We start from the raw sequence: 26121 nt of genomic DNA on the forward strand, positions 1-26121 counted from the left end.
CAGTCGCCGACGAGGTCAAACCAGCGCCTCCTTCCACACCTCGGTACGTGGAGAGGGTTGATGACCATCGCTTCCGCACCGTCCCGTGCACCCGGCTACGATGAGAACGACCTGGACGACGGCCTCCCGATGCTGCAGAGGATGGCCGCCCTGCCCGAGGACGATCCCGAGCGGGAGGCCCTCCGGACCGCACTCATCCTGCGGTTCCTCCCGGTCGCCGAGCGGATCGCCGCGCGGCAGGCGGCGTCGACACCGTGGGCACGTGACGATCTCCTGCAGATCGGTCGCACCGCGCTCGTCGGCGCGGTGGACCGGTGGGACCCCGATCGGGCGCACGGTGATTTCCTCGGCTATCTCGTCCCGTGCGTCCGCGGGGAGATCCTCCGGTTCTTCCGCGATCAGTCGTGGACCATGCGGGTGCCGCGCCGGGTCAAGGACCTGCACGTGGCGATCCGGAAGGTGACCGGTCCGATGTCGCAGGAGCTCGGCCGGGCGCCGCGCCCGTCCGAGCTCGCCGAACGGCTCGACGTCGATCGGGAGGAGATCGTGGAGGCGCTGCGCGCCGAGGACGATCACCATCCCATGGCGCTGGACGCCGCCGCCGAGGACGGACAGCAGTCGGTGTCCGACCGCATTCCCCAGGTCGATGGCGGCTACGAGCTGATCGAGGACCTCCGGTCGCTGCGGCCCCTCCTGGAACGGTTGCCCGCCCGGGAGTACCGCATCCTGATGCTGCGCTACTACGGCGACCGCACCCAGACCCAGATCGCCCAGGAGATCGGGATCTCCCAGATGCACGTCTCCCGCCTGCTGTCCCAGACCCTGGCGCGGCTGCGCCGCGGGCTGCTGGCCGAGGCGCCGGGTGACGACGATCCGGCGCGGGGACCCTGACCGGGAGCGCGCCGTCCCGCGGGCGCCGCGCGCTCAGGTGCCCCTGGCGAGACTCAGAGCCGACCGCGCCACCCGGGTGGCGGGCACGTCGAGGCACTCGTGGCCGTAGGGGCAGGCGAACTGGCGGCAGGGGGTGCAGACGGTGGGGACGCGCAGCACCCGGGCGGGCACGGACCGGGGCCGGTACTGGTCGACGTCCTCGGTCCCGGCGAAGAGTGCGACGACGGGCGTCCTCACCGCGTCCGCCAGGTGCATCCCGCCGCTGTTGTTGGTCACCGCCACGGCGGCCCCCGCGAGGAGTCCGGCGAGGCCGGGCACGGCCAGCCCGCCCGCCAGCGCCACACAGCCGCGGATGTCCGCCGCGATCTCACCGACGAGGTCGCGCTCCGCCGTGGGGCCGCACACCGCGACCCCCAGCCCGCCCGCCACCAGCTTGCGGGCGACCTCCCGGAACCGGGTGGGCGCATAGCGCCGTGACGCGCAGGACGCGCCGGGGAGGATCACGGCATAGGGCCACTGCGCCGCGAGGCGGGCGTCGGTCAGCGCCCGCCGCCCGGCACCGCGGGCGGCCTCGTCGACCCGGGCGTGCAACCGGGTGTCGCGCCGGGGCACCCCGAGCCGCTCGAGCAGCAGCAGCGTGCGGTCGGCCTGGTGCACGGCGTCGTCGGGGGCCGGGACCCAGTGCGTCAGGCCGGAGCCCCCGAACTCCTTCGAGGCACCCGCCCGCACGGGGATGCCGGCGAGCTGACAGACGTAGCCTGCGGGCCAGGGGGACTGGGAGAACGAGGTGGAGATCAGGGCGAGGTCGTAGCGGCGCGCGGCGAGGCGCCCGACCAGCCCCGGGTCGGGCGGTCCGGGAGCGGTGGCGATCCGTTGCCAGGACACGTCGGCGACGAGAACGCCGTCGACCTCGGGGAGCAGGTGCGCCGCCGCGGCACCCGCAGGCGAGGCCAGCAGGTCGATCCGGGCGCCGGGCACGGCGACGCGCAGCGCTGCGAGCGCCGGGCCGAGCAGGAGGACGTCACCGAGGTTGTCCGGACGTACCACCAGCAGCCTGCGGATGTGTTCCCACCGGATCGGCGCGCCCGCGACGGCGGCGGGGTGCTCGAGCGGGGCCGTGGCAGGGGACATGGGCCGCGCCTTCCCGGTCGGCGCGATTTCATGCACGAGCAGGCGCGGTGGTCACGGAGAGTAGTAGTTCGCCCGGAGGAGTTTGTGCCCGGGGACTGGGGCAAGACGACCGGCCATGACCACGGTCTGGAACCCACCCGCGGCGATCCTGTTCGACCGGGACGGCACGCTCGTCGTCGACGTGCCCTACTGCGATGACCCGTCCGCCGTACGACCGATGCGCACCGCGGCGCGGGCGCTCACGGCCGTCCGCGCCCACGGGCTGCCGACCGGGGTGGTGTCCAACCAGTCCGGCGTGGGCCGCGGCCTCCTGCGGCGGCGGGACGTGGACGCCGTGAACCGCGAGGTCGACCGCCTCCTGGGCCCGTTCGACACCTGGCGGTTCTGCCCGCACGCACCCGGCGAGGGGTGCGGGTGCCGCAAGCCCGCGCCCGGGCTGGTGCTCTCGGCCGCCGCGGACCTGGGGATCCCGCCGCACCGCGTGGCGGTGGTCGGTGACATCGGCGCGGACGTCGACGCGGCGCACGCCGCGGGCGCGGTCGCGGTCCTCGTGCCCACCGCCGCCACCCTGGTGGACGAGGTCGGGCGGGCGCCGGTCGTGGCGTCGGACCTGGTGCAGGCGGTGGACTACCTGCTGCACGGACCGTGCGTGGACGCGGCATGAGGCGGGTGCTCGTCGTACGACTCGACGGCGCGGGCGACGTCCTGCTCGCGGGACCCGCGGTGCGGGCGGTCGCGGCCACCGCCCGGGTGACCCTGCTGGTCGGCCCGGCGGGGGCCGAGGCGGCCCGCCTGCTGCCGGGGGTCGACGAGGTCCTCATCTGGTCCTGCCCCTGGATCGCGGCGGACCCGCCGCCCGTCGACCGGGGCGGGCTCGACGACCTCGTCGACACCCTCGCCGCGGCCGGGTTCGCCGAGGCCGTGGTCCTGACCTCCTTCCACCAGTCGCCGCTGCCCACCGCGCTGGTGCTCCGGATGGCCGGGATCCCGCGGATCACCGGGGCGTCGGTCGACTACCCGGGCTCGCTGCTCGACGTGCGGCTGCGCCCGGGCGAGACGCTGAGCGAGGACCAGCCGGAGCCCGAGCGGATGGTCGCGATCGCCGGTCGTCCCCTGCCCGCGGGCGACGACGGCGGGCTCGCCGTCCGAGCGGCCGAGTGGGCCGGACCCGCGGTCGACGTCGTGGTCCACCCCGGTGCGGCGGTGCCCGCCCGCCGGTGGCCCGCGCGGCACGCCGCCGAGGCGGTGCGCCTGCTCGCCGCGCAGGGGCTTTGCACCGCGGTGACCGGCAGCGCGGACGAGCGGGCGCGTACCGCCGCCGTCGCCGGCGACCACGCCCTGGACCTGGGCGGGCGCACCTCGCTCGCGGAGCTGGCCGGGGTGATCGCGGGTGCGTCGGCGATCGTGGTGGGCAACACCGCGGCCGCCCACCTGGCCGCCGCGGTCGGCACCCCCGTGGTGTCGCTGTTCGCGCCGGTGGTCCCGGCGGTCCGCTGGCGCCCCTACCGCGTACCGCACGTGCTGCTCGGCGACCAGGCGGCGCCGTGTCGGGACAGCCGGGCCCGCGAGTGCCCGGTGCCGGGCCACCCGTGCCTGACGTCCGTGACCCCCGCCGACGTCGTGGCCGCCGTCGGCGCCGTCGGCGCGCTCGCCCGCTCCGGCCGGGAGGTGCCGGTGTGAACATCCTGATCTGGCACGTCCACGGGTCGTGGACCACCGCGTTCGTCCAGGGGTGGCATCGGTACCTGCTGCCCACGCTGCCCGAGCGGGGGCCGTGGGGCGGTGGGCGGCCCGCCGCGTGGGACTGGCCCGCCTCGGCCGTCGAGGTCCCGCCGGAGCGGCTCGCGGCCGAGGACGTCGACCTGGTGGTCCTGCAGCGACCCGAGGAGCTGGAGCTGGCCACCCGCTGGCTCGGTCGGCGGGTGCCTACGGTCTACGTCGAACACAACGCACCACGCCAGGGCGCCGCGACCAGCAGACACCCGATGGCCGACCGCGACGACCTGCTCCTCGTCCACGTCACGCACTTCAACGCGCTGATGTGGGACTCGGGCGACACCCCCACCACGGTGGTCGAACACGGTGTCCTCGACCCCGGGCTCCGCTACTCCGGGGAGCTCGCGCGCGCCGGGACGTGCATCAACGAGCCGCTGCGCCGGCACCGCGTCGTCGGGACCGACCTGGTCGCGGCGCTGGCGAAGGAGGCCCCCGTCGACGTCTTCGGGATGGGCGCGGAGGCGTTGTCCCTGCCGGGGGTGCACGGTCGCGGCGACCTGCCGCAGGGCCGGATGCACGGCGAGCTGGCCCGCCGCAGGCTCTACCTGCACACCGCGCGCTGGACCTCGCTCGGCCTCTCGCTGATCGAGGCGATGATGCTCGGGATGCCGGTCGTGGTCGTCGGGACGACCGAGGCCCCCGAACGCGTCCCCGCCGTGGCGGGGGTCGTGTCGACCGACCTGCGGCGGCTGCGCCGCGGCGTCGCCGAGCTCGTCGCCGACCCGGCCGCCGCGGCCGCCGCGGGCCGCGCCGCCCGCGCGGCCGCCCTGACCCGTTTCGGTATCGCGCGCTTCCTGCGCGACTGGGACGAGGTCCTCTCCACCCACCTGTCCACGCGCGTCCTCGTCGGAGGGAGCTGACCGATGCGCATCGCCATGGTCTCCGAACACGCCAGCCCGTTGGCCGAGCCGGGCGGCCCCGACGCGGGCGGCCAGAACGTGCACGTCCGGGAGCTGAGCCTGGCGCTCGCCCGCGCCGGTCACGACGTCGTCGTCCACACCCGTCGAGACGATCCCGACCTGCCCGCCGAGGTGCCGCTCGGGCCGGGTGTCCGGGTGCACCACCTCGACGCGGGCCCGCCGCGGCCGGTCCCCAAGGACGACCTGCTGCCCGTCGTGCCCGCCCTCGAACGGGAGCTGCGCGCGGCGTGGCTGGCCCGTCCACCGGACGTCGCGCACGCCCACTTCTGGATGTCCGGGCTCGCCGCGCTCGGGGCGGCCCGGGTGGCGGGGCTCCCGGTCGTCCAGACCTTCCACGCCCTCGGGCACGTCAAGCGCCGCGAGCAGGCCCGCGACGACACCAGCCCGGACGCGCGGATCCCCGCGGAACGTCGGCTGGCGCGCGCCGTCGACGGCCTGACCGCCTCCTGCGAGGACGAGCTGTTCGAGCTGCTGCGCCTGGGCGCGGACCGCAGGCGGGTCTCGGTGGTGCCCTGCGGGGTGGACACCGCCGAGTTCTCCCCGGGTCCGGCACCCGGGACGCGACGGATCCTGTGCCTGGGCAGGCTCGTGCGCCGCAAGGGGATCGACGAGCTCGTCGCGGCCCTCGCCGAGGTGCCTGCGGCGGAGCTGCTCGTCGCGGGCGGCGGCCGGGACGACCCCGGCGCGGGCCGCCTGCGCGCCTGCGCCCGGGAGGCCGGGGTGGCGGACCGGGTGCGGTTCCTCGGCCCGGTCGCCCGGGCGGAGGTGCCCGCGTTGATCCGGTCGGCGGACGTCGTGGTCTGCGCACCCTGGTACGAGCCGTTCGGCATCGTGCCCCTGGAGGCGATGGCCTGTGGCCGTCCGGTGGTCGCGACCGCGGTCGGCGGCATGAAGGACACCGTCGTCGACGGCGGTACCGGGCTGCTCGTGCGGCCGCGGGACCCGGGGGCGATCGCGGCGGCCCTGCAGGCCGTGTTCGCGGACCCGCGGGCGGCCGCGGAGCTCGGCGCGGCCGGGCGCCGCCGGGTGCTCGCCCGCTACACCTGGCCGCGGGTCGCCGCGGCCACCGCGGGCGTGTACCGGGCCCTGGTCGAGGCGGGCGCACTCGCCGGGGCGGAGGCACGGTGACGGGCTCCCAGGACGGCCTGCTCGACGACCACGTGACCCGGCTCGAGGCGGCCCTGCCCGCGCTGCGGGCCGCCTCCCCGACCCTGGCCCGCTGGGGTGGCGCGCTCGCGGCGCTGCTGCCCTCGGGCGGGCGCCTGCTGGCGGCGGGGAACGGGGGCAGCGCCGCGGAGGCCCAGCACCTGACGGCCGAGCTGGTCGGCCGGTTCGACGGCGAGCGCCGCCCGCTCGGCGCGCTCGCCCTGCACGCGGACACCTCGTCGCTGACCGCGATCGGCAACGACTACGGCTACGACGAGGTCTTCGCCCGCCAGGTGCGCGCCCACGGCCGCGCCGGGGACGTCCTCGTGCTGCTGTCCACCAGCGGGCGCAGCGCCAACCTGCTGCGCGCCGCGGACGCCGCCCGCGAGCTCGACCTGCACTGCTGGGCCCTGACCGGGCCCGGCCCCAACCCCCTGGCCCGCCGGGCGAGCGACGCCGTCTGCCTGCCGGGGGACACCGCGACGGTCCAGGAGTCCCACCTCGCGGCGGTGCACATGCTCTGCCGCGCGCTCGAGGCCCAGCTCCCCGCCGAGCTGGGCAGCAGACGACCCCACGCCCTCGACCCCACGATCACCAGGAGGCCCGCATGACCCTCACCGACACCCGCGCCACCCCCGGCCCGCAGGAGCGGCTGCCCACCTCGCGTCCACTGGGGACGGTGCTCGTCACCGGCGCCGCCTCCGGGCTCGGCCTCGCCGTGGCCGAGGCGGTCGGCACCGCGGGCGGCACCCCGCTGCTGCTCGACCGCGAGGTGCCGCCCGGCGAGGGGCTGCACGCCGTCGTCGACCTCGCGGACACCCGGGCGGCGGAGGCCGCGGTCCGGGCGCTCGTCGAGCGGGCGGGCGGGGTCGACGCCGTGGTGTGCTGCGCCGGGACCGACGCCTGCGGCGCGCTCGACGCCGTGCCCGGCGCGGCCTGGGAACGCGTGGTGCAGGTCAACCTCCTCGGTACCGCCGCGGTCCTGCGCGCCGCCCTGCCGAGCCTGCGGGAGCGCCGGGGCCGGATCGTGACCGTCGCCTCGACCCTCGGCCTGCGGGCGCTGCCCGACGCCTCGGCCTACTGTGCGTCGAAGTTCGGGGTGCTCGGCCTGAGCCGCGCCCTCGCCGCCGAGCTGGCGGGCGAGGTCGGGCTGACCACGCTGCTGCCCGGCGGGATGGACACCGCCTTCTTCGACGGCCGCACCGAGCAGTACAAGCCCGGCCCGGACGCGAAGCTCAACGACCCGCGCAACGTCGCCGCCACCGTGCTGTTCGCGCTGACCCGACCCGAGGGGTGCGAGGTCCGCGAGCTGGTCGTGTGCCCGAGTGAGGAGCCCTCGTGGCCGTGAGCGCAGCGGGCCCCCGGGTGGCCCCGGCCGCCGCGGTGGGCCTCGCCGCCCTCATCGCGGACCGGCGCCCCCGGGTGCTCGTGCTGGGCGACGCGGCGCTCGACGGGTGGGTGTTCGGCACCACCCGCCGGGTCGCCCGGGACGGTCCGGTGCCGGTGGTGGACGCCTCCTCGTCCCGGCTCGCCCCGGGTGGGGCGGCCAACGCGGCCGCGGCGCTCGCCGCGCTCGGCGCGGACGTCGAGCTCGTCTGTGCGCTCGGAGACGACCCGGACGGCCGCATGCTGCGGGGACTGCTCGCCGACGCGGGCGTCCGCACCAGTCGGTGCGTGCTCGACCCCGGCACGTCCACCACGGCCAAGCACCGGGTGGTGGCCGGGGACCAGCCCGTCGCGCGGTACGACGCGGCGTCCGGAACCCGACCGGGGCCCGCGGCCGTGCGCGCGCTGGCGGACCAGACGACCGCGGCACTGGCGGACCACCCGGACGCCGTCCTCGTCGCCGACTACGGGCGGGTGCCCGCGCCGGTCCGCCGCCGGGTCGCCCGGGCCCGCGGCCGGATCCCGCTGCTCGTCGTCGACGCCCACGACCCGACCCCGTGGGCGGCGCTGCGCCCGGACGCGGTCTGCCCGAGCGCGGCGGAGGCCGCGGACGCGCTCGGCGTGCCGCACCCGCGCGAGGATCGGTTGACGTGGGGGAACGACCGGGCGGGCGCGCTGCGCACGGCCACCGGCGCGCAGGAGGTGCTGCTGACCCTCGACGTCGACGGCGCGGTGTGGCTGGGCGACGCCGCGCCGCTGTGCCGCCCGGCGGGTGGGCGCGCCGCATCCTCCGCCGCCTGCGGCGCGGGTGACGTGTTCGCCGCGGCGTGGACCGCCGCGGTCGCGGCGGGCGTCCCCCGCCCCGAGGCGCTGTCGCTCGCCCAGACCGCCGCGGACGTCGTCGTCGGGCTTCCGGGGACCGCCGTGTGCACCACCGCGGCGCTGGCCTCCCGGCTGGCGGCGGGGGACCCCGGCGTCGTGCTCTCCCACCGCGACCTGGTCACGGTGCTGGCCGAGCGCCGGGCCGCGGGCGCCAGGGTCGTGTTCACCAACGGGTGCTTCGACGTGCTGCACCGCGGCCACGTCGGCTACCTGCGCGAGGCCGCGCAGCTCGGCGACGTGCTGGTGGTGGCGCTCAACGGCGACGAGGGGGTCCGCAGGCTCAAGGGACCGACCCGGCCGGTCAACCCGGTCGAGGACCGGGCGGGCGTGGTCGGGGCGCTCGCCGCGGTCGACCTGGTGACGTCCTTCGACACCGACAGCCCGGTCGAGCTGCTCGACCTCGTCCGCCCGGACGTCTACTGCAAGGGCGGGGACTACACCCCCGACATGCTGCCCGAGACACCCGTGATGGAGCGCCTGGGCGGGGAGATCCGGATCCTCGGGTATCTCGCCGACCACTCCACCAGCGCGATCGTCGCCCGGGCGGCGGGCTCGTGAGACCGGTCGTCGTGGTCGGGGACGTGCTGCTCGACGTCGACGTGCACGGCACCGTCGACCGGCTCGCCCCGGACGCCCCGGTACCCGTCCTCGACGTCGTCGAGGAGGTCTCCCGGCCCGGCGGTGCCGGACTCGCGGCGGCCGTGCTCGCGGGCTCCGGGGTGCCGACGACCCTGGTCACCGCCCTGGCCGACGACGGGGGTGGGATGCGGAGCCTGCTCGAACCGTCCCTCCGCGTCGTCGCGGGCCGGGCCGTGGGCGGCACCCCGACCAAGCGCCGGTGGCACGGCCCGCAGGGTCCCCTGCTGCGCACCGACTCCGGCGAGGGCACCCCGGCCCCCGGGTTCGGCGCGACCGTGCGGAACGGCCTGCGGGGCGCCCTGGAGGCCGCGGGGGCGGTGCTGGTGTCCGACTACGGCCGCGGGGTCACGGCCGACCCGGTCGTCCGGGAGCTCCTCGCCGCCGCGGTCGACCGCGGGACGCCCATGGTGTGGGACCCGCACCCGCGGGGCAGCGAGCCCGTGCCCGGAGCCGTCCTCACCCCGAACACCGCCGAGGCGACCGCGGCGCTCGGGCTGATCGACGAGGACGGGGACGCGGTCGGCGGCGCGGTGGGCCTGCGGGACGAGCAGGGCTGCCGCGCCGTCGTCGTGACCCGGGGGGAGCGGGGCGCGGTGCTGGTCGTGGACGCGCACTGCATCGTCGTGCCCGCCGTCGCGGCCGAGCACGGTGACCCCTGCGGCGCGGGGGACGCCTTCGCCGGGCGGCTCGCCGCCACCCTCGCGGACGGGATCGACCTGCTCGCGGGTGTGACCGCGGCCGTCGAGGAGGCGGGTCGGTTCGTCGGGGCGGGCGGGGCCGCCGCGGTCCGCCGGGTCGAGGGTCGGTGGACACAGGTCTGATCAGCTCCGATCAGCCCCGACCAGCTCTGATCAGGCAGAGGACACCCGCAGGCAGGCGGCGTGCACCTCGTCCACGCCGATCGCCAGCAGTGCGGGGTCCGGGTCGTCGGCGAACGGGTCGCCGCGGCGCACCCGGGCGTGGGTGAGGGCCTCGTGCGGGCCCGCGGGCGGGCCCCAGCGCTCCGGCCCGACCGGCCCGAACAGCACCACCGACGGCCTGCCGAACGCCGAGGCGAGGTGGGCGACCCCGGTGTCCCCGCTGACCACCAGCCGCGCGCCCGCGACGACCGCCGCGAGGTCCTGGATCGACGTCCGCCCGGCGAGCACCGCGGCACCCTCGGCCACCCGCTCGGCAAGCCCCCGCTCCGCCGCCGATCCCGTGACCACGACGGGGCCGACGGGGGCGAGCCTGCGGGCGAGCTCGGCGAAGCGCTCGACCGGCCACCGCTTGGCGCCGTACGCCGCACCGGGGTGGACCACGACGGGCCCGTCGGCGACCCGGTCGCGCGGCGGAGGGAGCCGCAGGTCGTCGGGGTCCGCGGGCACCCCGTGGGCGGCGAGCATCCGACACCACCGCACGCGCTCGTGCAGCGCGTCGAGCTCGGCGGCGGGCGGCCCCGGCCAGCCCTGCGCGGGGCAGCCCACCCCGATGCGCCGCCGGGGGGCCAGCGCGTCGAGCGCGCGGTGGCTGTCCGGGCCTGCCCCGTGCAGGTTGACGGCGAGGTCGACCGGTCGGCCGACCGGCGGCGGAACGGTCCCCCGCGTGGGCGCCACCTCGTCGACGGCCCCGCTGAGCCGGGCGAGCGGCGCCAGCTCGCCGGGCGCGGCCAGCACGATCCGGTGGCCGGGGAAGCCCCGCCGCAGGGCGCGCAGGGCGGGGACCACGGTCACCAGGTCGCCCAGCTGCGAGGCACGCAGCGCGACCAGGACGGGACGGATGTCGGGCGGCATGCCCGGTGACTGCCCCCGATTCGTCTCGGCATGCCTGCGCCGCGTCCGGGTAGTGGCGCGCATGCCCTCCGTCGAGGTTCTGGTGCCCACGTGCGATCGGCCGGTCGAGCTGGCGACGACCCTGGCCGGGTTGGCGGCCCAGGACCACCCCTTCGACCTGGTGGTGTTCGACCAGTCCACGGGACCCGCCTCCTACGACACCGCCCCCGCCCGGGCGATGATCAGGGTGCTCGAGCTCGCGGGACACCGGGTGCGCACCGGCAGACACCTGCCCCGGCGAGGGGTGGCGGAGCACCGGGCGGCGCTGGCGGGCCGGTCCACCGCGCGGTACGTGCTGTTCCTCGACGACGACGTCTGGCTCGCCCCGGGCACCGTCGCCCGGCTGCACGAGGCGATCGTCGAGCTGGGCTGCGGGCTCGTGGGCGCGGCGCTGGAGGGCCTGTCCTACGTCGCCGACGAGCGCCCCGCCGAGCAGGCGGCGTTCGAGCGGTGGGACGGGCCCCCGCAGCCCGAGGACCTGCGCCCCGACACCCCCGAGTGGGAGCGCTGGCGCCTGCACAACGCGGCCAACCCCGTCCACCTCGCCCGCCGCCACGTGCGCCCGGACGACCGCTGGGTGGCTTACAAGATCGCCTGGGTCGCCGGGTGCACGCTCTACGACCGGGCGGCGCTCGAGGCGGTGGGCGGGTTCGACTTCTGGTCGGAGGTGCCGGAGACCGTGGTGGGTGAGGACGTCGTGGCCCAGCAGCGCGTGCTCGCGGAGTACGGCGGGGCCGGGATCCTGCCGTCGGGTGCGGTCCACCTGGAGTCGGTGACGACGATCCCGGACCGCTCGGTCACGGCCGACGGGTTGCTGCCGCCGCGACGGCCGCGGGGGACAGGTCGACTAGGCACGCCGGGAGCGGAGCCAGCGGGCAGCGCGCCTCCCACCAGCACACCTGCTCGGTGATCGCGGTCGGGAGCCGGTGCGGGCAGCCGGGCAGGCCCTGCAGGCTCACCCCCGGGATGTCCAACCCGTAGCGGTCGGCGAGGGTGGGCCCGAACAGACCGACGGTCCGCGCGCCCGCGGCCGCGGCGACCCGGGTCGGGCCGGTGTCGCCGCCGATCACGGTGCCCCCGCGGCACCCGACCGCGGCGAACCGGGCGGCGAGCCCGCGCAGGTCGGTCGGCGGCAGCTCCGGGGCCGGGGTCCCGGGCCCGACCGCCACCACCGGCGCGTCGAGCAGCCCGCACAGCGCCGCCCAATGGGGCCAGACCTTCACCGACATCCCCGCCCCGGGGACGAGGACGGTGGGCACCCCGGACGGCAGGGCGGCGTCGGCCGCCGCGACCTCGGCGGCGGTCAGGTGTAGGCGCGGCGGCCGGTACCAGCGCGCGAGCAGGCCCTCCGCGGCCAGGATCCGGACGTACCGGCGGGAGACCGGTTCGTCGGGCGGCGGGCTCCGCCACAGGTCCGTGACGCCCGGCGTGCCGTGCTCGGCGACGAGCTCCGGGATGCCGTGCAGCCGGGTCGTGCTGACCACGAGGTCGGTGTCGTCGAGCGCCGCGGCGACCGCCTCGGGCTCGGCGCCGCGGGCGGCCCGGAGCACCTCCGTCACGGTCGGGTCGGAGTCGAGCAGCGCCGCACCCGGGTCGTGGGTGAGCACCCGCAGCTCGGCGCGGGGGAAGCGGGCGGCGAGGCCGTGCACGACGGGCAGCGCCATGACCAGGTCGCCCAGCCCGCCCAACAGCTCGACGACCAGGATCCGGTCAGGCACCCGCACGCACCTCGGCGTAGAGCTTGCGGTGGACCTCGGCGAGGCGCTCCCAGCTGCGGGTCGCGCCCGCGGCCGCGCCGCCCGCCGCCACTCGCAGGCGCAGCGTCGGGTCGTCCAGCAGCCGACGCAGCGCCACGGCCAGCGCCTCGCCGTCCCGGACGGCCCGCGCGACGACGACGGTCTCGCCGTCGACCAGCTCGGGGTCGGGCGGGTCGGCGGCCGTGACCACGGTCGGCAGGCCGTGCGCCCACGCCGAGAGCAGGGCCCCGCTCTTCGTCGTGACACCCGCGGTCAGGGGGAACGCGGCCAGGTCGGCGGCGTGCAGCGCGGCGGACACCTGCTCCTCGGGCAGGTGACCGGTGATCGTGGCCGGGACCCCCGTCGCCGCGATCTCGGCGAGCAGCTCGTCCCGGAACGCACGGGCCTCGTCTTCGGGCAGGGCCTGCGAGGTGAACCCACCGACGACGAGCAGGTGCAGCCGCTCGGTGTGCCGGGCGCCCACCCGGGCGATCGCGTCGGCGAGGTACCGCACCCCCTTGACCGGGTGGACGAACCCGAAGAAGACGACGACCACCGCGTCGTCGGGCAGCCCGAGGCGGCGGCGGGTCACCCCGCGCGGCTCGGTGGCCCGGTCGGCCACGTTCGGGGCCAACGGCACCCGCGCGGCGAGCACCCGGCTGCGCTCGCGGATCGCCTGCTGGTGTCCTGCGTTCGTGGCGAGTACCGCGGCACTGCGCGGCACGAGTAGCCAGGTCTCGCGGTCGACGCCCCGGCGATCGAGGACCCGCCACGCCCGGTTCGGCGCCCGATCCGGCCACGCCCACCAGCCGTACTCGTGCACGGTCGTGACCACCGGTGCCCCCACCAGCACGGGCAGCAGGCCGATCCAGGGTCGGAACCGGAAGGCCGACGGCGCGAACTGCACGTGGACCACCTCCGGGCGGCGGGTGCGCAGGATCCGTGCGGCCCGCAGGACACTGGGCAGCGAGCCGGACACCGACACGCGCAGCAGGTCCTCGCCCGCGTCGGTGAGCGCACCGGCGAGGTGTTCGGTGTAGTCGGCCACGCCGTCGCGCAGCGGGTCGGCGCCGCCCTGCACCATCGCGATCACCGCCCCCACTTCCCCGCGGACCGGGGCCGAAACCCCGCCGGTGTGGACGCCCCGCGGCGCGGGTAGCGGTCGGGCATGGACGACACGACAGCCCGGGACGTGCTGACCGCCGAGCGGGACCGGCTCGACGGCGAGCTGCGCACCGAGTCGGCCGACGAGGCCGCGCGCCGCGATTCCCTCGCCGAGCAGGGCACGGCGGGGGAGGACTTCGGGGACGCGGGCACCGACCTGGCGCACACGACGGAGGGTGAGCAGGCGGTCGACACGATCCGCAGGCAGCGCCGCGAGGTCGGCGAGGCCCTCGACCGGCTCGACCGCGGCGAGTACGGCCGCTGCATGGTCTGCGGCCGCGAGATCGACGACGAACGCCTGCAGGCCCGCCCGGAAACGCGCACCTGCCGCGAGCACGCCCCCTGACCCCGCGCATTGTGGAGCCACAACTGTCGTCCGGGGCCCCCGATTCGACGGTTGTGGCTCCATAATGCCGGGGTGCCGGACGACTCGAGCTGGAATGCGGCGGCGCGGCCCGGGGAGACGGCGACCGAGCGGCTGGACCGCAACTGGGCGGACCTGCTGCAGGAGCTGCGGGTCTCCCAGACCGGGGTGCAACTGCTCACCGGGCTGCTGCTCACCGTGCCCTTCCAGAGCCGGTTCACCGATCTCGTCGCCCACCAGCGGGTGCTGTACCTGGTCACGACCTGCCTCGCGGTGCTCGCGACCGGGCTGCTGATCGCGCCCGTCCTGCTGCACCGGGTGCTGTTCCGCCGACACGCCCGCCGGGAGCTGGTCGCCGCCGCGGAGCGGTTCGCGATCGCGGGGCTCGCGGTGCTGGGCGCCTCGGTGCTCGGCGTGTTGGGGCTGATCTTCGACGTCGTGCTCGGCGGGGCCGCCGGGTACCTGGCCGCGGCCGCGGGCCTGGTCGTGTTGGTGCTGCTGTGGGTCGTCGTGCCCCTGACGATCCGCCGCAGGCTGTCTCGCTGACGCGGCGCCTCTACTCGATGCGGGTGGCCGCCCGGATGGCGCGGTGCTCGGCGAAGACGTCGAGCGCGGACCGCACCCACGACAGCGTCGGCTCCTCGAACAGCCGCTCGTAGCGGGTCCGACGGTCGCCGGGGGCGCCGCTGTCCGCGCTCGCCCAGCGCAGGTAGTCCTCCACCAGCCGGCGGTGCCGGACCCGGACGATCTCGTTGGGCTCGCGGCTGGCGAGCCAGGCCACGAAGGGCCCGAGCGCGGCACTGAGCTGGGCGGCGTTCGGGCGGGTGGACACGGCCATGGCGCTACCTCCGTTGCGGTCGGTCGCCACTACCCCCGGCCCTCCCGGGCAACCATGGACTCGTCGATGTCGATCCCGCGGCGCAGCAGCTTGCGGGTGTAGATGGTGTCCCGGGAGATCAGGTGGCTCAGCCCGGTCGCGAGCGCGACGGCGACGAGCAGCGGCAGGATGACCGCGTACTGGCCGGTCAGCTCGAACACGATGAGCGCGGCCGCGATGGGGGCGTGGCTCGCGGCGGCGAACACCGCGGCCATCCCGACAAGTCCGAACGCGCCGGGGGAGAGGGCGAGTCCGGGGAACGCGGCCTGGGCGACGACCCCGAACGCGGTGCCGAGCATGCCGCCGACGAACAGCGAGGGCGCGAAGACGCCGCCGGAGCCGCCGATGCCGATCGTGAAACTGGTGGCGACCATCTTCCCGACCAGCAGGAGCAGCAGGAGACCGAGCGTGTACGACCCCGAGACCGCCGATTCCAGGACCGGGTAGCCCACCCCGTACATCTGGGGCAGCGCGAGCAGGACCGCGCCGAGCAGCACGCCCCCGACGGTGGGCCGCAGCCACTCGGGGCCGCGCCAGACCCGGTCGCAGACGTCCTCGACGAGGTAGAGGAACCGGGCGAAACCCCAGCCGACGACGCCGGCGGCGAGACCGAGGACGGCGTAGAGGGGCAGCTCGGCGGCCGAACCGAGCGAGTACGCGGGCAGCTGGAGGACGTGGTCGTGCCCGACGAGGGCGTGGGCGATCACGTTCGCGGTGACCGACGAGATCACGACGACGCCGAAGGCCTCGGCGGTGAAGGCGCGCAGGATGATCTCCAGCGCGAAGAAGACCCCGGCCACCGGTGCGTCGAACGTCGCGGAGATCCCGCCCGCGGCCCCGCACGCGACCATCAGCCGCAGCCGGTGTTCGGGGACCCGCAGCCACTGCCCGATCGACGAGCCGAGCGCGGAGCCGATCTGGACGATCGGTCCTTCCCGCCCGACGGACCCGCCGGTCCCGATGCACAGTGCCGACGCCAGCGACTTCACCGCCGCCACCCGGGCGGGGATGCGACCACCGTTCCGCGCGACGGCCAGCATCACCTCGGGCACCCCGTGGCCGCGGGCCTCGGGGGCGAACCGGTATACCAGCGGCCCGTAGAGCAGGCCGCCGACGACCGGGGCGAGCAGCAGGAACCACGGTCCCAGCGCGGGCAGGTGCAGGCTGGCGACCCGGCCCGCGTCGCTGAAGTCGTCCCGTCCCGTGACCAGGTTCGTGATGGCGAGGATCAGGTACCGGAACACGACGGCACCCAGTCCGGCCCCCGCACCGATGATCAGGGCGAGTCCGACGAGGCCGTACTGGGTGGCGACCAGCCACCCGTGCAGGCGGCGCAGGGTCGTCACGGCAGCACCGCCCACTCCTGCTCGGGCACCTCGCCCGCGGACTCGGCGAACGTCCGCAGCGCGCGGACGACCGCGTCCCGGTCGCGCGGGGCCATGCCCGCGAGCAGGGTCCCCAGCTCGGCGCGGCGCCGCCGGGTCACCTCGTCGACCAGTGCGAGGCCGCGGGCGGTGAGGCTGACCTGCACCTCGCGGCGGTCGTCCGGGACCCGGTCGCGCCCGACGAGGCCGCGCGCCTCCAGGCGGTCGCACATCCGGGTCGCGGTCGACGGCGTGACGGCGAGGACGCCCGCCAGGTCGACCGGGCGCCGGGCGCCGCGCTGGGCGAGCACGATCAACGCACGGTACTGCGGGAGCGTCACGTCCTCGTCGACCGCGGCGAGGGACCGGGCGACCACGGCGAGCAGCGCGCGGCTCGCCGTCATCACCGCGTCGACCAGCTCGTCCGTGGAGGGTTCGCCGACTCGTTGCACCGCAACATCATTGCACAGTGCCATGATTGCCGTGTGCAACTCTGTCGTCCGGAGCGGTCACTCGACCCGGGTCGAGCTCTCGCGGTGCTCGGCACCGTCGGTGACGTCCGCGTCGTCGGACGGGAGGTGGACGTCGTCGACCGCGATGTTCACCTCGACGATCTCCAGGCCGGTCATCCGCTCGAGAGAGCCGACGACGTTGCGCCGGACCGCCTTCGCCAGGTCGGCGATCGCGACGCCGTACTCGACGACGAGGTTGACGTCGACCGCGGCCTGCTTCTCCCCGACCTCCACCGAGATGCCCTGAGCAGCGTTGACGGTCGCCCCGGGGATGCGCTCGCGCAGCGCACCGAACGCCCGTGCCGCGCCGCCCCCGAGGTCGTGGACGCCGGTGACCTCGCGCGTCGCCAATCCGGCGATCTTGGCCACGACGGTGTCGGCGATGGTGGTGGCGCCCTGGCTCGTGGTCAGGCCCTCGGCGGTCTTCGAGGTGGTCACGATGATCTCTCCTTCCGGTGGCACCGCGGGCTGCGGTGACATCGGTGAGACGCCACCGAAACGAGATCCTCACTTCCGATCGGTGTGACGTGTGTCGCCGACACTTCGCCGTCGGACCGGGACCTCGGTGGCGTCGGGCCTCGTGAGCGGCGATGGTCGCCATGGCGACCATCGCCGCTCACGGGTCACGCGGAGTGGGGGAGCTTGAACGGCAGGGTGGCGCCCGCATCGAGGGTGAGCGTGATGCCGGTGACGTACTTCGACTCGTCCGAGGTGTCCTCGTCCTTCCCCGGTCCTGCCGAGACTGTACGAGGACGGGGGCGGAAGGGGAGAGGGCCGCGCGGCCTCCCGGGGGCGGGGAGGCCGCGCGGCGTGCGGGGTCAGCCGCGCGCGGGCGACACGGCCACCGGCTCCCGGTGTGCCTCGTGGTGGTTGGCGTTCTTCGGGACGGCCAGGACCTCGCGGGTGCGGGCGTCGACGTCCGCGTCGGAGAGCACGCCGTTGTCCGCGAGCACGGACTCCAGCGCGGTCACCCAGTGCTCGTAGTAGCTCCACGGCTCGCCGGCACCGCCGCCCTCCCACTGCTTGATCGCCTGGATCAGTGAGAGCTGGAACTCGCTCCACTCGTACTTGCCGTTGTGGTAGGCCGCGACGGCCATGGCGAAGGCCCGCAGCTCCCACGGCTCGCTGAACATGCGCTCGTCCACCCCGCCGCCGGGCAGGTCACAGACCAGGGCCTCGACCCGGCGTCGGGCGTCCCCGAGCTCGGTCGTGTCGCTGCGCATCACGGCGTCCCGACCGGGCCGACGCCGATCATCGAGTCCCGCGTGACGAGCGCGGCGAGCTCGAAGGCGCCCAGGTCCTCGGTGCCCGCCGGGCGCTGCGGGAGCACCCAGTAGCGCAGCTCGGAGCTGGAGTCCCAGACCCGGACCTCGACGTCGTCCGGGATCGGGAAGCCGAAGTCCTCGGCCAGGACCTTGCGGGGCTCGCGGACGATGCGCGCCCGGTAGGCCGGGGCCTTGTACCAGTTCGGGGGCAGGCCGAGCACCGGCCACGGGTAGCACGAACACAGCGTGCAGACGATGGCGTTGTGGACGGTGTCGGTGTTCTCGACGACCACCATCTCCTCACCCTGCAGACCGCCGATGCCCATCTCGGCACAGGCGGCGGAGGCGTCGGCGAGCAGCCGCTCCTTGAACTCGGGGTCGGTCCACGCGCGGGCGACGACCTGTGCGCCGAGCTGCGGCCCGACCTCGTTCTCGTAGATCTCGGCGAGGCGGTCGATCGCCTCGGTGGTCATGATCCCCTTCTCGATCAGCATCGCCTCCAGGGCCTTGACCCGGGCTGTGATCTCCTCCTGGGTGCGGAGGCGGGTGTCGGTGGGCGCGTTCATCGTCAGCTCCTGTCGTCGGACGCGAGGGTGAGGTAGGGCTCCCACACGTCGAAGTACACGGTGTTGTTGGGCTCGGCGGCGTCCGGCCCCCACAGCTCCTGGGCGGTGAACCGCACGGTGTAGAGGTGCTCGGGCGCCTCGGGGCCGTCGTTGCCCGCGCTGTCGGGGTAGATCGCCGCGCCGTGCGCGCCGGTGATCTCGCCGGTGCGGCCGCGTACGTAACGCGCGCGGCGGGTGTGCCCGTAGGGGCTGTCGTCGCTGACCCGCACCCGGTCACCGACCTTGAACTGGGCGATCTTGTCCGTCGGCCGGTTCGCCGGCGCCCCGCTCTTCACGACGGCGTCGACGAAGGCGAGCAGCTCGGGGTCCTCGCGCTCCGGCAGCGGCGCATCCGGGTTCTCGAGGTAGAACCGGGTCCGCTCCTCCAGCTCGGCGGGGTCGATCACGCCCTTCTGCGCGCCGCGGTCCTCCACGACGTGCACCCAGTGCTCGTAGTAGTTGGAGAGCAGGTACTCCGCCGCATCCATCTTCTCGATGCTGTGCCGGAACGCGTCCACGCCGAAGAAGCCGGCGCGGAAGCAGTTCGAGAACATCGCGAAGGCGGCCTTCTCCCACTCCGCGCGGAACACCGGCTCGTTCTCGACGGTCTGGACCTTGCCCATCCCGTCCGTGCCGCCGAGGTCGAAGACACCGTTCATCCGGATACTCCCGTCGTCTGTCGCGGGGCGGGGAAGCCACCGCGGGCGAGCTCGTAGGTGTGGGCGACGCGCAGCACCGTCGCGTCGGCGAAGTGCTTGCCGATGATCATCAGGCCGGCCGGCAGCCCGTCCACCAGCTCGGTCGGCACGCTGCAGGCGGGGTGCCCGGTGATGTCGAACGGGGCGGTGTTGGCGATCATCGACAGGGCCGTGTCGAGGTAGGTGCCCAGGTCGGCGTCCGCGGGCGGGATCTCCCGCGCCGTGTAGGGCAGGGTCGGCATGACGAGCACGTCGTACTCCGCGAGCGCCGCGTCGTAGGCCGCGCGGACCTCCGGCACCAGGTTCTGGGCCATGGCGTAGTAGGTGCCGCCGCCGACGGCGAAGGTGTGCCTGCCGGACATCGCGACGAGCTTGACCGTCTTGGACAGCTCGGCGCCGCGCTCGGCGCGCCCGCGCCGGTAGTGGGCGATCAGCTCGGGATCGTAGAGCCCGGACCAGTTCATGCCGTAGGCGTTGCCGTCCACCATCTGGTAGGCGGCGCCCTCGGTCGCGATCACGTTCCAGACGTGCATGGCGTCGAGGTGCCAGGGGATCGAGACCTCGCCGACCGACAGCCCCGCCGCGGCGAGGACGTCGACGGCGGCGCGCACGGCGGCGTCCACCGCGGGGTCGGAGTTGGCATGCCCGAACCCCTCGGTGACGATCCCGACGCGCAGCCCCGCGGCGGGTTCCGCGAGGGCGGCCGAGTAGTCGACCGGGTCGATCACGGTGGGCTGGCGCGGGTCCCTCCCGTCCCGACCGGCGAGCACGTCGAGCATCAGTGCGGCGTCGGCCACGGTGCGGGTGATCGGCCCGAGGTGGTCGATGGTCTGCTCGATCGGGAACGCGCCGGTGTAGGGCACCAGGCCGAAGGTCGGCTTGTGCCCGACGGTCCCGCAGAACGAGCTCGGGATCCGCACGGAGCCGCCCTGGTCGCCGCCGAGGGCGAGGTCGACCTCGCCGGTCGCGACCAGCACCGCGCTGCCCGAGGACGAGCCGCCCGCGTTCCGGGTGGGGTCCCAGGGGTTGCGCACCGGGAGGGGCTGGGAGGTGAAGCTGGCACCGGAGAAGCAGAGGTCCTCGCACACCGCCTTGCCCGTGATCACGGCGCCCGCGTCGAGCAGGCGCTCGACCACGGTCGCGTCCCGGGTCGGGACGAAGCCCTCGACCGTCGCGGACCCGTTGGCCATCGGGATGCCCGCGACCGCGACGTTGTCCTTGATCGCGACCGTGCGCCCGGCGAGCGGCCCGTCGGTCACCCCGGAGACCTCGGCCGTCACGGCCCAGGCGTTCAGGGGGTGGTCGCCGGGCTGCCACTCCCGGACGGGCGCGGTGGGTGCGGTGCGGCGGTAGAGCGCCTCGACGGCGTCGGACGCGGCGAAGCTGGCGGCGACGGCGGGGGCGAACTCCGCGAGCTCCGCGCTGCTGAGGCCCAGGTCGGCGCCCAGTTCGGCGAGCCGCTCCGGCTCGGGTGGGGGAACAGCCACAGGTGGGCTCCTGTCGTCCGTAGGTGCGGGTGAATCTACGAACACCCCGCTTCACATGTCAACGGGTTGCGACATATTGACTTGTTACAAGGAGGTGACCACGCGGAGGTCCGTGCCGACCGCCTCCGCCACGTGGATGCGCTGTCCGACGACGCCGTTCGCGTCGAGGGTGACGGTGCCGCGCGGCATCTCGAAGCGCGCGTCGTGCATCGCCCCGGCCACAGCGCGCGGGTCGTCGCTGCCGGCCCGCAGCGCGGCCGCGAACCACATCCGGACGCCCTCGTACACCGACTCGCTCAAGGTCGACAGCGGCGGCGCCCATCGGCCGAACCGCTCCCGGTAGCGCTGCAGCAGCGTGGAGTTGCGCTCGGTCTCCAGGGACTCGACGTAGCCGGACACGGTGTGCAGGCCCGCGGTCGCCTCCGCGCCGATGCGGGCCAGCGTGGACTCGTCCATGGCCGGGGCGAGGGTGAGGCAGCGGTGGTGCAGGCCGCGCTCGTGGCACTGCCGCTGGAAGGTCGCGGCGTCCGCGCCGACGAACGTCGACAGCACGATGTCGGCGCCCGACCGCTCCACGGCCTCGACGACGGCGGCGAACTCCGTGGTCCCCAGTGGCGCGAGACGCTCCCCGACCAGGGTGCCGCCGAGTCGGGGCAGGACGTCCCGGGCGGCGGCGTGGGTGGCCCGCGGCCAGCAGTAGTCGTTGCCCGCCAGGAACCAGCGCCGCCCGCCCGCGGCCCGCATCATCGGCATGGCCGCCGCCGCGAGCTGCTCGGCGGGACGCTCACCCAGCTGCACGCGCAGGCCGCCCGACATCCCACCCTCGTTCATCAGGGTCTGCACGAGCAGGACGCCCGAGTCCGCCATCGCGGCGGACACGGCGACGAAGGTGGCCGACGTCGTCGCGACGAGGATGGTCCGGCAGCCCGCGGCGGCGAGCCTGCGCGCCTCCCGCGCCCCGGTCGCCGGGTCGGTCGCGTCGTCCCCCACCACGAGCTCGACCGGGCGACCGCGCAATCCGCCGTCGGCGTTGATCTCCTCGAGGGCCAGCGTGGCCATGTTGTCCGAGGCCGCGGCGAACAGGTTGCCGGGCCCGGACTTGGAGGTGAGCAGCCCGATGGTCGTGTTCTCGTGCGCCGCGGTGCGCAGGACGTGACCGCGCCTGCGCATCAGCCACTCGAACCCCGGCTGGTCCAGCTCGGACTGCAGGCGGACCCGGGTGCCCGTGCCGTGCGCGGCGAACCGCAGCACGGTCCGGCCGCGCCACGGCTGGTCGTGCACGATCTCGATCATCCGGCCGGTCCGCACGGTGCCGATCCGGCCGACGATCTCGACCAGGGCGCCGTCCGGGTCGAGCGGAGCCCGCAACGTGACGGCGGCGCCGGGGACCACCCGGTCGCACAGCGCGTCGAACACCCAGCCCGCGCCCGCCCCCGCGCCGAACAGGCCGAAGACCACGTGCGGCGGCGCAGGCACCTCCTCCTGCGCGGTCAGCGTGAGGACGGACATCGAGCCCCCGTGGGGTGTCAGTCGTGCCGGACGGAAGGGGTCGAGACTGCGGCGGGTCGCGTGGGGAGGACGCGCAGCCTACCGGGTGTCAGGCGGGGCGTTCGTGCTCGACGGCCCGGGGCACCGCGTCGCCCACGGAGCGCAGGCCCGAACGGAACACCTGGTGGAGCAGGGTCAGCACGTCCCGCGCCGAACCCGAGGGGTCGATCGAGTAGTACCGGAATCGTCCGTCGCGGCGCTCGCTGACCAGGCCGGCGACCCGCAGGACCTTCAGGTGGGTGGACACCGCGGTGCGACCGACGCTCGTGATGCGCTCGGCGATCGCCCCCACGCTGCACTCCTCCTCGGCCGCGAGGATCCCGAGGATGTCGCGGCGGACCGGATCGGCCAGGGCGTCGAAGGCCATGTTCGAGTCCACGTCCGGCCCTCCAAGTGTCAGCGGTTGCTGACATGAGCGTACAACAGCCCGCGGGGTCGCATGCCGTCCAGTGATATACGAGGTCTGTTACGTCGGTGAAACGCGAGGACATCCCCCGAACACGTTAGCGGTATACCACTATTACTGTTCGTTGCACGGCCGGTTCTGCCCCTCCTCGCCGCCGGCGGGAGGGCCACCCACCCGACGTGGAGCCCACAGAAGATGTCTGCCACCCACCTCCCGGAGGCGCAGCCCTCCGGCACCATCGCCACCACTCTGGACAGGGCCGGGTTCACCCGGGCCCAGTTCTGGGTCCTGATGCTGATCCTGGCCGGGATGTTCTTCGACACCCTCGAGCAGAACTCGGTGGGCGCCATGGGCGCCAACCTCAAGCTCTCGCTCGGGATCACCGACACCGAGCTGACCCTGATCAACACCTTCACGGTCGTCGGCGGTCTGATCGGGCGGCTGCTCGGCGGCTGGCTGGCGGACCGCTACGGCCGGCGCACGGCGCTGTCGGTGAACCTGCTGATCTACACCCTCGGCGGGGTGATCAGCGCGATCTCCTGGAACTACGAGGTGCTGCTGGCGAGCAGGCTGATCGTCGGCATCGGGCTCGGCGGCGAGTTCACCATCGGGATCGCGATGCTGTCGGAGATGGTCTCGACCAAGCGCCGCGGCACACTGGTGGCGGCCCTGAACATCGGTTCCGGCGGCGTCGGCAACTTCGTGTCCTACGGCCTGTTCTTCCTGCTCCTGGGTCCGCTGGCGGCGGGTCTGGGCGGCGACGACACGGTGTGGCGCTGGACCTTCCTGTTCCTGGCGGTCCCGGCGCTGCTCGTGGTCTTCTACCGCAGGCTGCTGCCCGAGACCCCGCGCTACCTGCTGTCCAAGGGTCGCGTCGCCGAGGCCAACCTGTCGCTGACCACCCTGACGTCGGACTCGTTGCGGGCACCGGCGACGCCGCCGACCGGCCCGTTGACCGAGGCCGACATCCCGGAGCGCCAGCTCAAGTCCTCGCCCGCCGCGGTGTTCGCCCGCGCGGTGCTGCCGCGCACGCTGACCCTCGGCGCGGCGTCCTGGATGGCCTTCGGCGCCCAGGTCACGCTGAACTTCCTCATGCCGACGCTGCTGGTCGCCCGGGGCTACTCGATCTCCGAGAGCCTGCTCTTCACCATGATCATGAACATCGGGTCGCTGCTCGGCGCGGTCGCCGCCGCGCTGCTCGCCGGGCGGGTCGGGCGCCGCTCCGCCGTCGGGGGCGCCGCGCTGCTGGGCTGCGCCACCGCCGTCCTGTTCGCCGCCTTCGGCCACACCACGCTGTGGATCCTGGTGCTGGGTGCGGTCTTCCAGTTCTTCACGATGATCACCAACACCACGCTCGCGGTCTGGTCCCCGGAGCTGTTCCCGACGGCCGTGCGGGCCAGCGGCACCTCGATCGTCAACGGCATCGGCAACATCGCCGGGGCGGTCATGCCCTTCCTCGCCGTCGCCCTGTTCGGCACCTGGGGACTCGCCGGGGTGTTCAGCATGGTCGCGGTGATGTACGCCCTGCTCGTGATCGCCTCCCGGTTCGCCCCGGAGACCAGGGGCCGCACCCTCGAGCAGGTCAACGAGCACGCCCCGGTGCCCACGCCGGCCACCGTCTGAGAGAGGACCCCCGCCATGGACCAGCTGCGCATCTCCGCCACCGCCAACGGACTGAACTACCTGCCCGAGTACCTGGCCGACGTCACCGGGATCTTCGCCGAGGCGGGCCTGGCGGTGACCGCGCGGGACCGCGATCCGTGGACGGGGGTCCTCGACGACCTCGAGTCCGGCGCCGCCGACCTGGCCCTGGGCGGGCTGTGGGTACCGGGCATGTACGCAGGCGGCCCCCGCAGGCTCACCGTCGTCGGGCAGGTCAACCACACCTGCCCCAAGGTCGTCCTCGGCCGGGCGCCGGACCCGGACTTCACCCTCGCCGACCTGCGCGGGAAGACCGTCCTCGCCCCCGGCGCAGGCGGCAGCGGCCCCTACGCCGTGACCGCCGGGCTGATCCGCGAGGCCGGCGTCGACCCCGACGAGGTGCGGTTCGTGCGGGACCTGTCCGGTCCCATGCTCGTCGAGCTGTTCCACGCCGGGCTCGGGGACGCGATCGTCCTCGACCTGGTCACCGCCATCGAGCTGGAGCGCGCGGGCCGCGGGCACGTGGTGTACCGCCACCTCGAGAGCGGCGGCCTGATGCCCAACAGCGTCTACTACTGCCGCACCGACCGCGTCGAGGAGCTCCGCGACCGGATCACCCGCTTCGTCTCCTGCCTGGCCACCTCCATGGCCCGGCTGCCGGGCACCCCGGCCGAGACGGTCGACGGCGTCCTCGCCGCCCGCTGGCCGGGCAAGGACATCACCGTGCTGCGCGAGGCCGTGGCGCAGATGCGGGCCGGGCGGACCTGGGAGACCGTCGCGATCGACCCGGCCGCCAGTGACCGCTGGATGCGGATGCTCGCCGAGAGCCAGATGGTCGTGCGCGCCCCCGGCTACGCCGAGCTGGCGGACGACAGCTTCATGAAGGCCTACCGATGACCCGGATCGTCACCGACGACGACCTCGACGGTCTGGTCGACACCGACGCCCTGATCGCCGCGGTCCGGGCCGTGCACCTCGACGAGGCCCTCGGCCGCGCCGTCCAACCCGTCCCGACGCTCACCGAGACCGGCCCGGACACCGTGCTGCTGCCCATGATCGCGACCTCGCACCGCCTCGGGCTCACCGCGGTCAAGATCCTCACCGACGCCCGGGCCAACGGTCCCGGCGACGGACCCGCCCAGCAGTCCACGATCGTGCTGCTCGACGCCCGCACCGGCGCGCGCCGCGCGGTGCTCACCGGCGGCCGGATCACCCGCGAGCGCACCGCGGCGGCCACCGCCGTGGCCACCGACGCACTGGCCCGACCGGACGCCCGGGTGCTCGGCATGATCGGGGCGGGCCCGCTCGCCGTCGAGCACGTCACGGCGCTGCGCCGGGTCCGCGACCTGCACACGGTGCAGGTCTGGTCGCGCACCGCGGACCGGGTCGCGGAGTTCCGCACCGCGCTGCGCAAGCGCGAGGCCGCCGACGGGGTGGCGCCCATCGAGGTCCGTGCGGCGGCCGACCCGCGCGCCGCGGTCGAGGCCTGCGACGTGCTCTGCACCGTCACCCCCTCCCGCACCCCGGTCGTCGAGGGGGTCTGGTTCCGGCCCGGCCTGCACGTCAACGCCGTCGGCGCCCCGCCGCGGCCGGACCACCGCGAGATCGACTCCGCGGGCATGGCCCGGGCCACCGTCGTCGTCGACAGCCGGGAGATCCAGCTCGCCAAGTCGGGGGAGGTGCGCCTCGCGATCGCCGACGGCAGCACGACCCCCGGCCACTACGCCACCGAGCTCGGTGACGTCCTCGCAGGCAGGCGGCCCGGCCGCACGGGTCCGGAGGAGATCACCCTGTTCAACTCCGTCGGCGTCGCCCTGCAGGATCTCGCCTACGCCGCCCTCGCACTCGATCTCGGACCCTGACCGTTCCGGC

29 protein-coding genes are annotated in these 26121 nt (G+C 75.1%); 15 read left to right on the top strand and 14 right to left on the bottom strand.

From position 1 onward, the window contains the following. The first annotated feature begins 60 nt into the window (after positions 1-60). The gene (locus BLS43_RS22320; RefSeq protein WP_093088486.1) at positions 61-891 is read left to right on the top strand and encodes a sigma-70 family RNA polymerase sigma factor; all 831 of its coding nucleotides are present in this window, start codon (positions 61-63) and stop codon (positions 889-891) included. Between the two features lie 33 nt (positions 892-924). Here BLS43_RS22320 and BLS43_RS22325 read toward each other — a convergent pair whose 3' ends face one another. Next, entirely contained in the window at positions 925-2022 is a 1098-nt protein-coding gene (locus BLS43_RS22325) for a glycosyltransferase family 9 protein (protein WP_093088489.1), read from the bottom strand. Positions 2023-2137: 115 nt separating this feature from the next. Between BLS43_RS22325 and BLS43_RS22330 the strand changes: the two genes are divergently transcribed. The 8 genes from BLS43_RS22330 to BLS43_RS22365 are packed head-to-tail and all read left to right on the top strand — an operon-like array spanning position 2138 to position 9592. Beyond that, positions 2138-2686, top strand: a complete 549-nt coding sequence (locus BLS43_RS22330) for a D-glycero-alpha-D-manno-heptose-1,7-bisphosphate 7-phosphatase (RefSeq protein WP_093088492.1) — start codon at positions 2138-2140, stop codon at positions 2684-2686. Next, complete coding sequence (locus BLS43_RS22335) at positions 2683-3702, top strand: glycosyltransferase family 9 protein (protein WP_093088495.1); 1020 nt, start codon at positions 2683-2685, stop codon at positions 3700-3702. The genes BLS43_RS22330 and BLS43_RS22335 overlap by 4 nt, the downstream gene beginning before the upstream one ends. Then, entirely contained in the window at positions 3699-4658 is a 960-nt protein-coding gene (locus tag BLS43_RS22340) for a glycosyltransferase (RefSeq protein ID WP_093088498.1), read from the top strand. Before BLS43_RS22335 ends, BLS43_RS22340 begins: the two co-directional genes overlap by 4 nt. 3 nt (positions 4659-4661) lie before the next feature. Continuing rightward, positions 4662-5846, top strand: coding sequence for a glycosyltransferase (locus tag BLS43_RS22345; protein WP_093088501.1), 1185 nt, complete (start codon positions 4662-4664; stop codon positions 5844-5846). A gap of 17 nt (positions 5847-5863) precedes the next feature. Further along, entirely contained in the window at positions 5864-6475 is a 612-nt protein-coding gene (locus tag BLS43_RS22350; RefSeq protein ID WP_218129956.1) for a D-sedoheptulose-7-phosphate isomerase, read from the top strand. Next, positions 6472-7212, top strand: coding sequence for an SDR family oxidoreductase (locus BLS43_RS22355; RefSeq protein WP_093088507.1), 741 nt, complete (start codon positions 6472-6474; stop codon positions 7210-7212). Before BLS43_RS22350 ends, BLS43_RS22355 begins: the two co-directional genes overlap by 4 nt. Continuing rightward, complete coding sequence (locus BLS43_RS22360; protein WP_245707696.1) at positions 7203-8690, top strand: PfkB family carbohydrate kinase; 1488 nt, start codon at positions 7203-7205, stop codon at positions 8688-8690. The genes BLS43_RS22355 and BLS43_RS22360 overlap by 10 nt, the downstream gene beginning before the upstream one ends. Further along, the gene (locus tag BLS43_RS22365; protein ID WP_093088510.1) at positions 8687-9592 is read left to right on the top strand and encodes a bifunctional heptose 7-phosphate kinase/heptose 1-phosphate adenyltransferase; all 906 of its coding nucleotides are present in this window, start codon (positions 8687-8689) and stop codon (positions 9590-9592) included. The genes BLS43_RS22360 and BLS43_RS22365 overlap by 4 nt, the downstream gene beginning before the upstream one ends. Positions 9593-9622: 30 nt before the next feature. On the opposite strand, the gene BLS43_RS22370 is transcribed toward BLS43_RS22365, so the two are convergent. Further along, positions 9623-10543: a glycosyltransferase family 9 protein gene (locus BLS43_RS22370; RefSeq protein WP_093088513.1), complete on the bottom strand. Its 921-nt coding sequence runs from the start codon at positions 10541-10543 to the stop codon at positions 9623-9625. 61 nt (positions 10544-10604) lie between these two features. Here BLS43_RS22370 and BLS43_RS22375 point away from each other — a divergent pair, with 61 nt between their 5' ends. Then, positions 10605-11492, top strand: a complete 888-nt coding sequence (locus tag BLS43_RS22375) for a glycosyltransferase family 2 protein (protein ID WP_093088671.1) — start codon at positions 10605-10607, stop codon at positions 11490-11492. On the opposite strand, the gene BLS43_RS22380 is transcribed toward BLS43_RS22375, so the two are convergent. Next, positions 11380-12300 carry a glycosyltransferase family 9 protein gene (locus BLS43_RS22380; RefSeq protein ID WP_218129941.1) on the bottom strand — a complete coding sequence of 307 codons (921 nt, stop codon included), beginning with the start codon at positions 12298-12300 and terminating at the stop codon, positions 11380-11382. The two genes, BLS43_RS22375 and BLS43_RS22380, sit on opposite strands and share 113 nt — an antisense overlap. After that, positions 12293-13402 (bottom strand): glycosyltransferase, encoded by a 1110-nt coding sequence (locus BLS43_RS22385; RefSeq protein ID WP_093088672.1) that lies wholly within the window; start codon positions 13400-13402, stop codon positions 12293-12295. Before BLS43_RS22385 ends, BLS43_RS22380 begins: the two co-directional genes overlap by 8 nt. An 84-nt stretch (positions 13403-13486) precedes the next feature. Between BLS43_RS22385 and BLS43_RS29575 the strand changes: the two genes are divergently transcribed. Continuing rightward, the gene (locus BLS43_RS29575; RefSeq protein ID WP_218129943.1) at positions 13487-13828 is read left to right on the top strand and encodes a TraR/DksA family transcriptional regulator; all 342 of its coding nucleotides are present in this window, start codon (positions 13487-13489) and stop codon (positions 13826-13828) included. A gap of 72 nt (positions 13829-13900) precedes the next feature. Next, positions 13901-14392, top strand: coding sequence for a DUF6328 family protein (locus BLS43_RS22395; RefSeq protein ID WP_093088516.1), 492 nt, complete (start codon positions 13901-13903; stop codon positions 14390-14392). Positions 14393-14402: 10 nt separating this feature from the next. On the opposite strand, the gene BLS43_RS22400 is transcribed toward BLS43_RS22395, so the two are convergent. The 10 genes from BLS43_RS22400 to BLS43_RS22445 form a co-directional block, all read right to left on the bottom strand. After that, positions 14403-14684 carry a hypothetical protein gene (locus BLS43_RS22400; protein WP_143030174.1) on the bottom strand — a complete coding sequence of 94 codons (282 nt, stop codon included), beginning with the start codon at positions 14682-14684 and terminating at the stop codon, positions 14403-14405. A gap of 29 nt (positions 14685-14713) precedes the next feature. Then, positions 14714-16069 carry a chloride channel protein gene (locus BLS43_RS22405; RefSeq protein WP_218129944.1) on the bottom strand — a complete coding sequence of 452 codons (1356 nt, stop codon included), beginning with the start codon at positions 16067-16069 and terminating at the stop codon, positions 14714-14716. Continuing rightward, on the bottom strand, positions 16066-16539 hold the full coding sequence (locus BLS43_RS22410; RefSeq protein WP_245707698.1) for a MarR family winged helix-turn-helix transcriptional regulator: 474 nt from the start codon (positions 16537-16539) through the stop codon (positions 16066-16068). The genes BLS43_RS22405 and BLS43_RS22410 overlap by 4 nt, the downstream gene beginning before the upstream one ends. A 57-nt stretch (positions 16540-16596) precedes the next feature. Further along, complete coding sequence (locus BLS43_RS22415; RefSeq protein WP_093088527.1) at positions 16597-17079, bottom strand: Asp23/Gls24 family envelope stress response protein; 483 nt, start codon at positions 17077-17079, stop codon at positions 16597-16599. Positions 17080-17417: 338 nt separating this feature from the next. Beyond that, a complete protein-coding gene (locus BLS43_RS22420; RefSeq protein WP_176921482.1) occupies positions 17418-17822 on the bottom strand; it encodes a nitrile hydratase accessory protein in 405 nt (134 codons plus the stop codon). After that, positions 17822-18430 (bottom strand): nitrile hydratase subunit alpha, encoded by a 609-nt coding sequence (nthA, locus tag BLS43_RS22425; RefSeq protein WP_093088532.1) that lies wholly within the window; start codon positions 18428-18430, stop codon positions 17822-17824. Before nthA ends, BLS43_RS22420 begins: the two co-directional genes overlap by 1 nt. A gap of 2 nt (positions 18431-18432) precedes the next feature. Then, positions 18433-19128 (bottom strand): nitrile hydratase subunit beta, encoded by a 696-nt coding sequence (nthB, locus tag BLS43_RS22430; RefSeq protein WP_093088534.1) that lies wholly within the window; start codon positions 19126-19128, stop codon positions 18433-18435. Next, positions 19125-20654: an amidase gene (locus tag BLS43_RS22435; protein WP_093088537.1), complete on the bottom strand. Its 1530-nt coding sequence runs from the start codon at positions 20652-20654 to the stop codon at positions 19125-19127. The genes nthB and BLS43_RS22435 overlap by 4 nt, the downstream gene beginning before the upstream one ends. Positions 20655-20738: 84 nt before the next feature. Then, positions 20739-22163, bottom strand: a complete 1425-nt coding sequence (locus BLS43_RS22440; RefSeq protein WP_093088540.1) for a substrate-binding protein — start codon at positions 22161-22163, stop codon at positions 20739-20741. A gap of 88 nt (positions 22164-22251) precedes the next feature. Continuing rightward, entirely contained in the window at positions 22252-22581 is a 330-nt protein-coding gene (locus tag BLS43_RS22445; RefSeq protein ID WP_093088543.1) for an ArsR/SmtB family transcription factor, read from the bottom strand. A 222-nt stretch (positions 22582-22803) separates the two neighbouring features. Between BLS43_RS22445 and BLS43_RS22450 the strand changes: the two genes are divergently transcribed. Genes BLS43_RS22450 through BLS43_RS22460 form a run of 3 tightly spaced genes read left to right on the top strand, consistent with a single transcriptional unit; the run spans position 22804 to position 26111 of the window. After that, positions 22804-24231 (top strand): MFS transporter, encoded by a 1428-nt coding sequence (locus BLS43_RS22450; RefSeq protein ID WP_218129945.1) that lies wholly within the window; start codon positions 22804-22806, stop codon positions 24229-24231. 15 nt (positions 24232-24246) lie between these two features. Further along, positions 24247-25146 carry an ABC transporter substrate-binding protein gene (locus BLS43_RS22455; protein WP_093088545.1) on the top strand — a complete coding sequence of 300 codons (900 nt, stop codon included), beginning with the start codon at positions 24247-24249 and terminating at the stop codon, positions 25144-25146. Next, positions 25143-26111, top strand: coding sequence for an ornithine cyclodeaminase family protein (locus BLS43_RS22460; RefSeq protein WP_093088548.1), 969 nt, complete (start codon positions 25143-25145; stop codon positions 26109-26111). The genes BLS43_RS22455 and BLS43_RS22460 overlap by 4 nt, the downstream gene beginning before the upstream one ends. The last annotated feature ends 10 nt before the right edge of the window (positions 26112-26121 follow it).

The organism is Pseudonocardia oroxyli, from assembly GCF_900102195.1.
Classification (GTDB): Bacteria; Actinomycetota; Actinomycetes; order Mycobacteriales; family Pseudonocardiaceae; genus Pseudonocardia; species Pseudonocardia oroxyli.

Bases quoted from the DNA above. Each gene is read 5' to 3' on its own strand.
- nthB (WP_093088534.1), bottom strand. From the start codon at position 19,128: ATGAACGGTGTCTTCGACCTCGGCGGCACGGACGGGATGGGCAAGGTC.
- BLS43_RS22400 (WP_143030174.1), bottom strand. From the start codon at position 14,684: ATGGCCGTGTCCACCCGCCCGAACGCCGCCCAGCTCAGTGCCGCGCTC.
- BLS43_RS22375 (WP_093088671.1), top strand. From the start codon at position 10,605: ATGCCCTCCGTCGAGGTTCTGGTGCCCACGTGCGATCGGCCGGTCGAG.
- nthA (WP_093088532.1), bottom strand. From the start codon at position 18,430: ATGAACGCGCCCACCGACACCCGCCTCCGCACCCAGGAGGAGATCACA.
- BLS43_RS22335 (WP_093088495.1), top strand. From the start codon at position 2,683: ATGAGGCGGGTGCTCGTCGTACGACTCGACGGCGCGGGCGACGTCCTG.
- BLS43_RS22450 (WP_218129945.1), top strand. From the start codon at position 22,804: ATGTCTGCCACCCACCTCCCGGAGGCGCAGCCCTCCGGCACCATCGCC.
- BLS43_RS22460 (WP_093088548.1), top strand. From the start codon at position 25,143: ATGACCCGGATCGTCACCGACGACGACCTCGACGGTCTGGTCGACACC.
- BLS43_RS29575 (WP_218129943.1), top strand. From the start codon at position 13,487: ATGGACGACACGACAGCCCGGGACGTGCTGACCGCCGAGCGGGACCGG.
- BLS43_RS22420 (WP_176921482.1), bottom strand. From the start codon at position 17,822: ATGCGCAGCGACACGACCGAGCTCGGGGACGCCCGACGCCGGGTCGAG.
- BLS43_RS22345 (WP_093088501.1), top strand. From the start codon at position 4,662: ATGCGCATCGCCATGGTCTCCGAACACGCCAGCCCGTTGGCCGAGCCG.
- BLS43_RS22415 (WP_093088527.1), bottom strand. From the start codon at position 17,079: ATGTCACCGCAGCCCGCGGTGCCACCGGAAGGAGAGATCATCGTGACC.
- BLS43_RS22320 (WP_093088486.1), top strand. From the start codon at position 61: ATGACCATCGCTTCCGCACCGTCCCGTGCACCCGGCTACGATGAGAAC.
- BLS43_RS22370 (WP_093088513.1), bottom strand. From the start codon at position 10,543: ATGCCGCCCGACATCCGTCCCGTCCTGGTCGCGCTGCGTGCCTCGCAG.
- BLS43_RS22440 (WP_093088540.1), bottom strand. From the start codon at position 22,163: ATGTCCGTCCTCACGCTGACCGCGCAGGAGGAGGTGCCTGCGCCGCCG.
- BLS43_RS22330 (WP_093088492.1), top strand. From the start codon at position 2,138: ATGACCACGGTCTGGAACCCACCCGCGGCGATCCTGTTCGACCGGGAC.
- BLS43_RS22355 (WP_093088507.1), top strand. From the start codon at position 6,472: ATGACCCTCACCGACACCCGCGCCACCCCCGGCCCGCAGGAGCGGCTG.
- BLS43_RS22385 (WP_093088672.1), bottom strand. From the start codon at position 13,402: ATGGTGCAGGGCGGCGCCGACCCGCTGCGCGACGGCGTGGCCGACTAC.
- BLS43_RS22325 (WP_093088489.1), bottom strand. From the start codon at position 2,022: ATGTCCCCTGCCACGGCCCCGCTCGAGCACCCCGCCGCCGTCGCGGGC.
- BLS43_RS22455 (WP_093088545.1), top strand. From the start codon at position 24,247: ATGGACCAGCTGCGCATCTCCGCCACCGCCAACGGACTGAACTACCTG.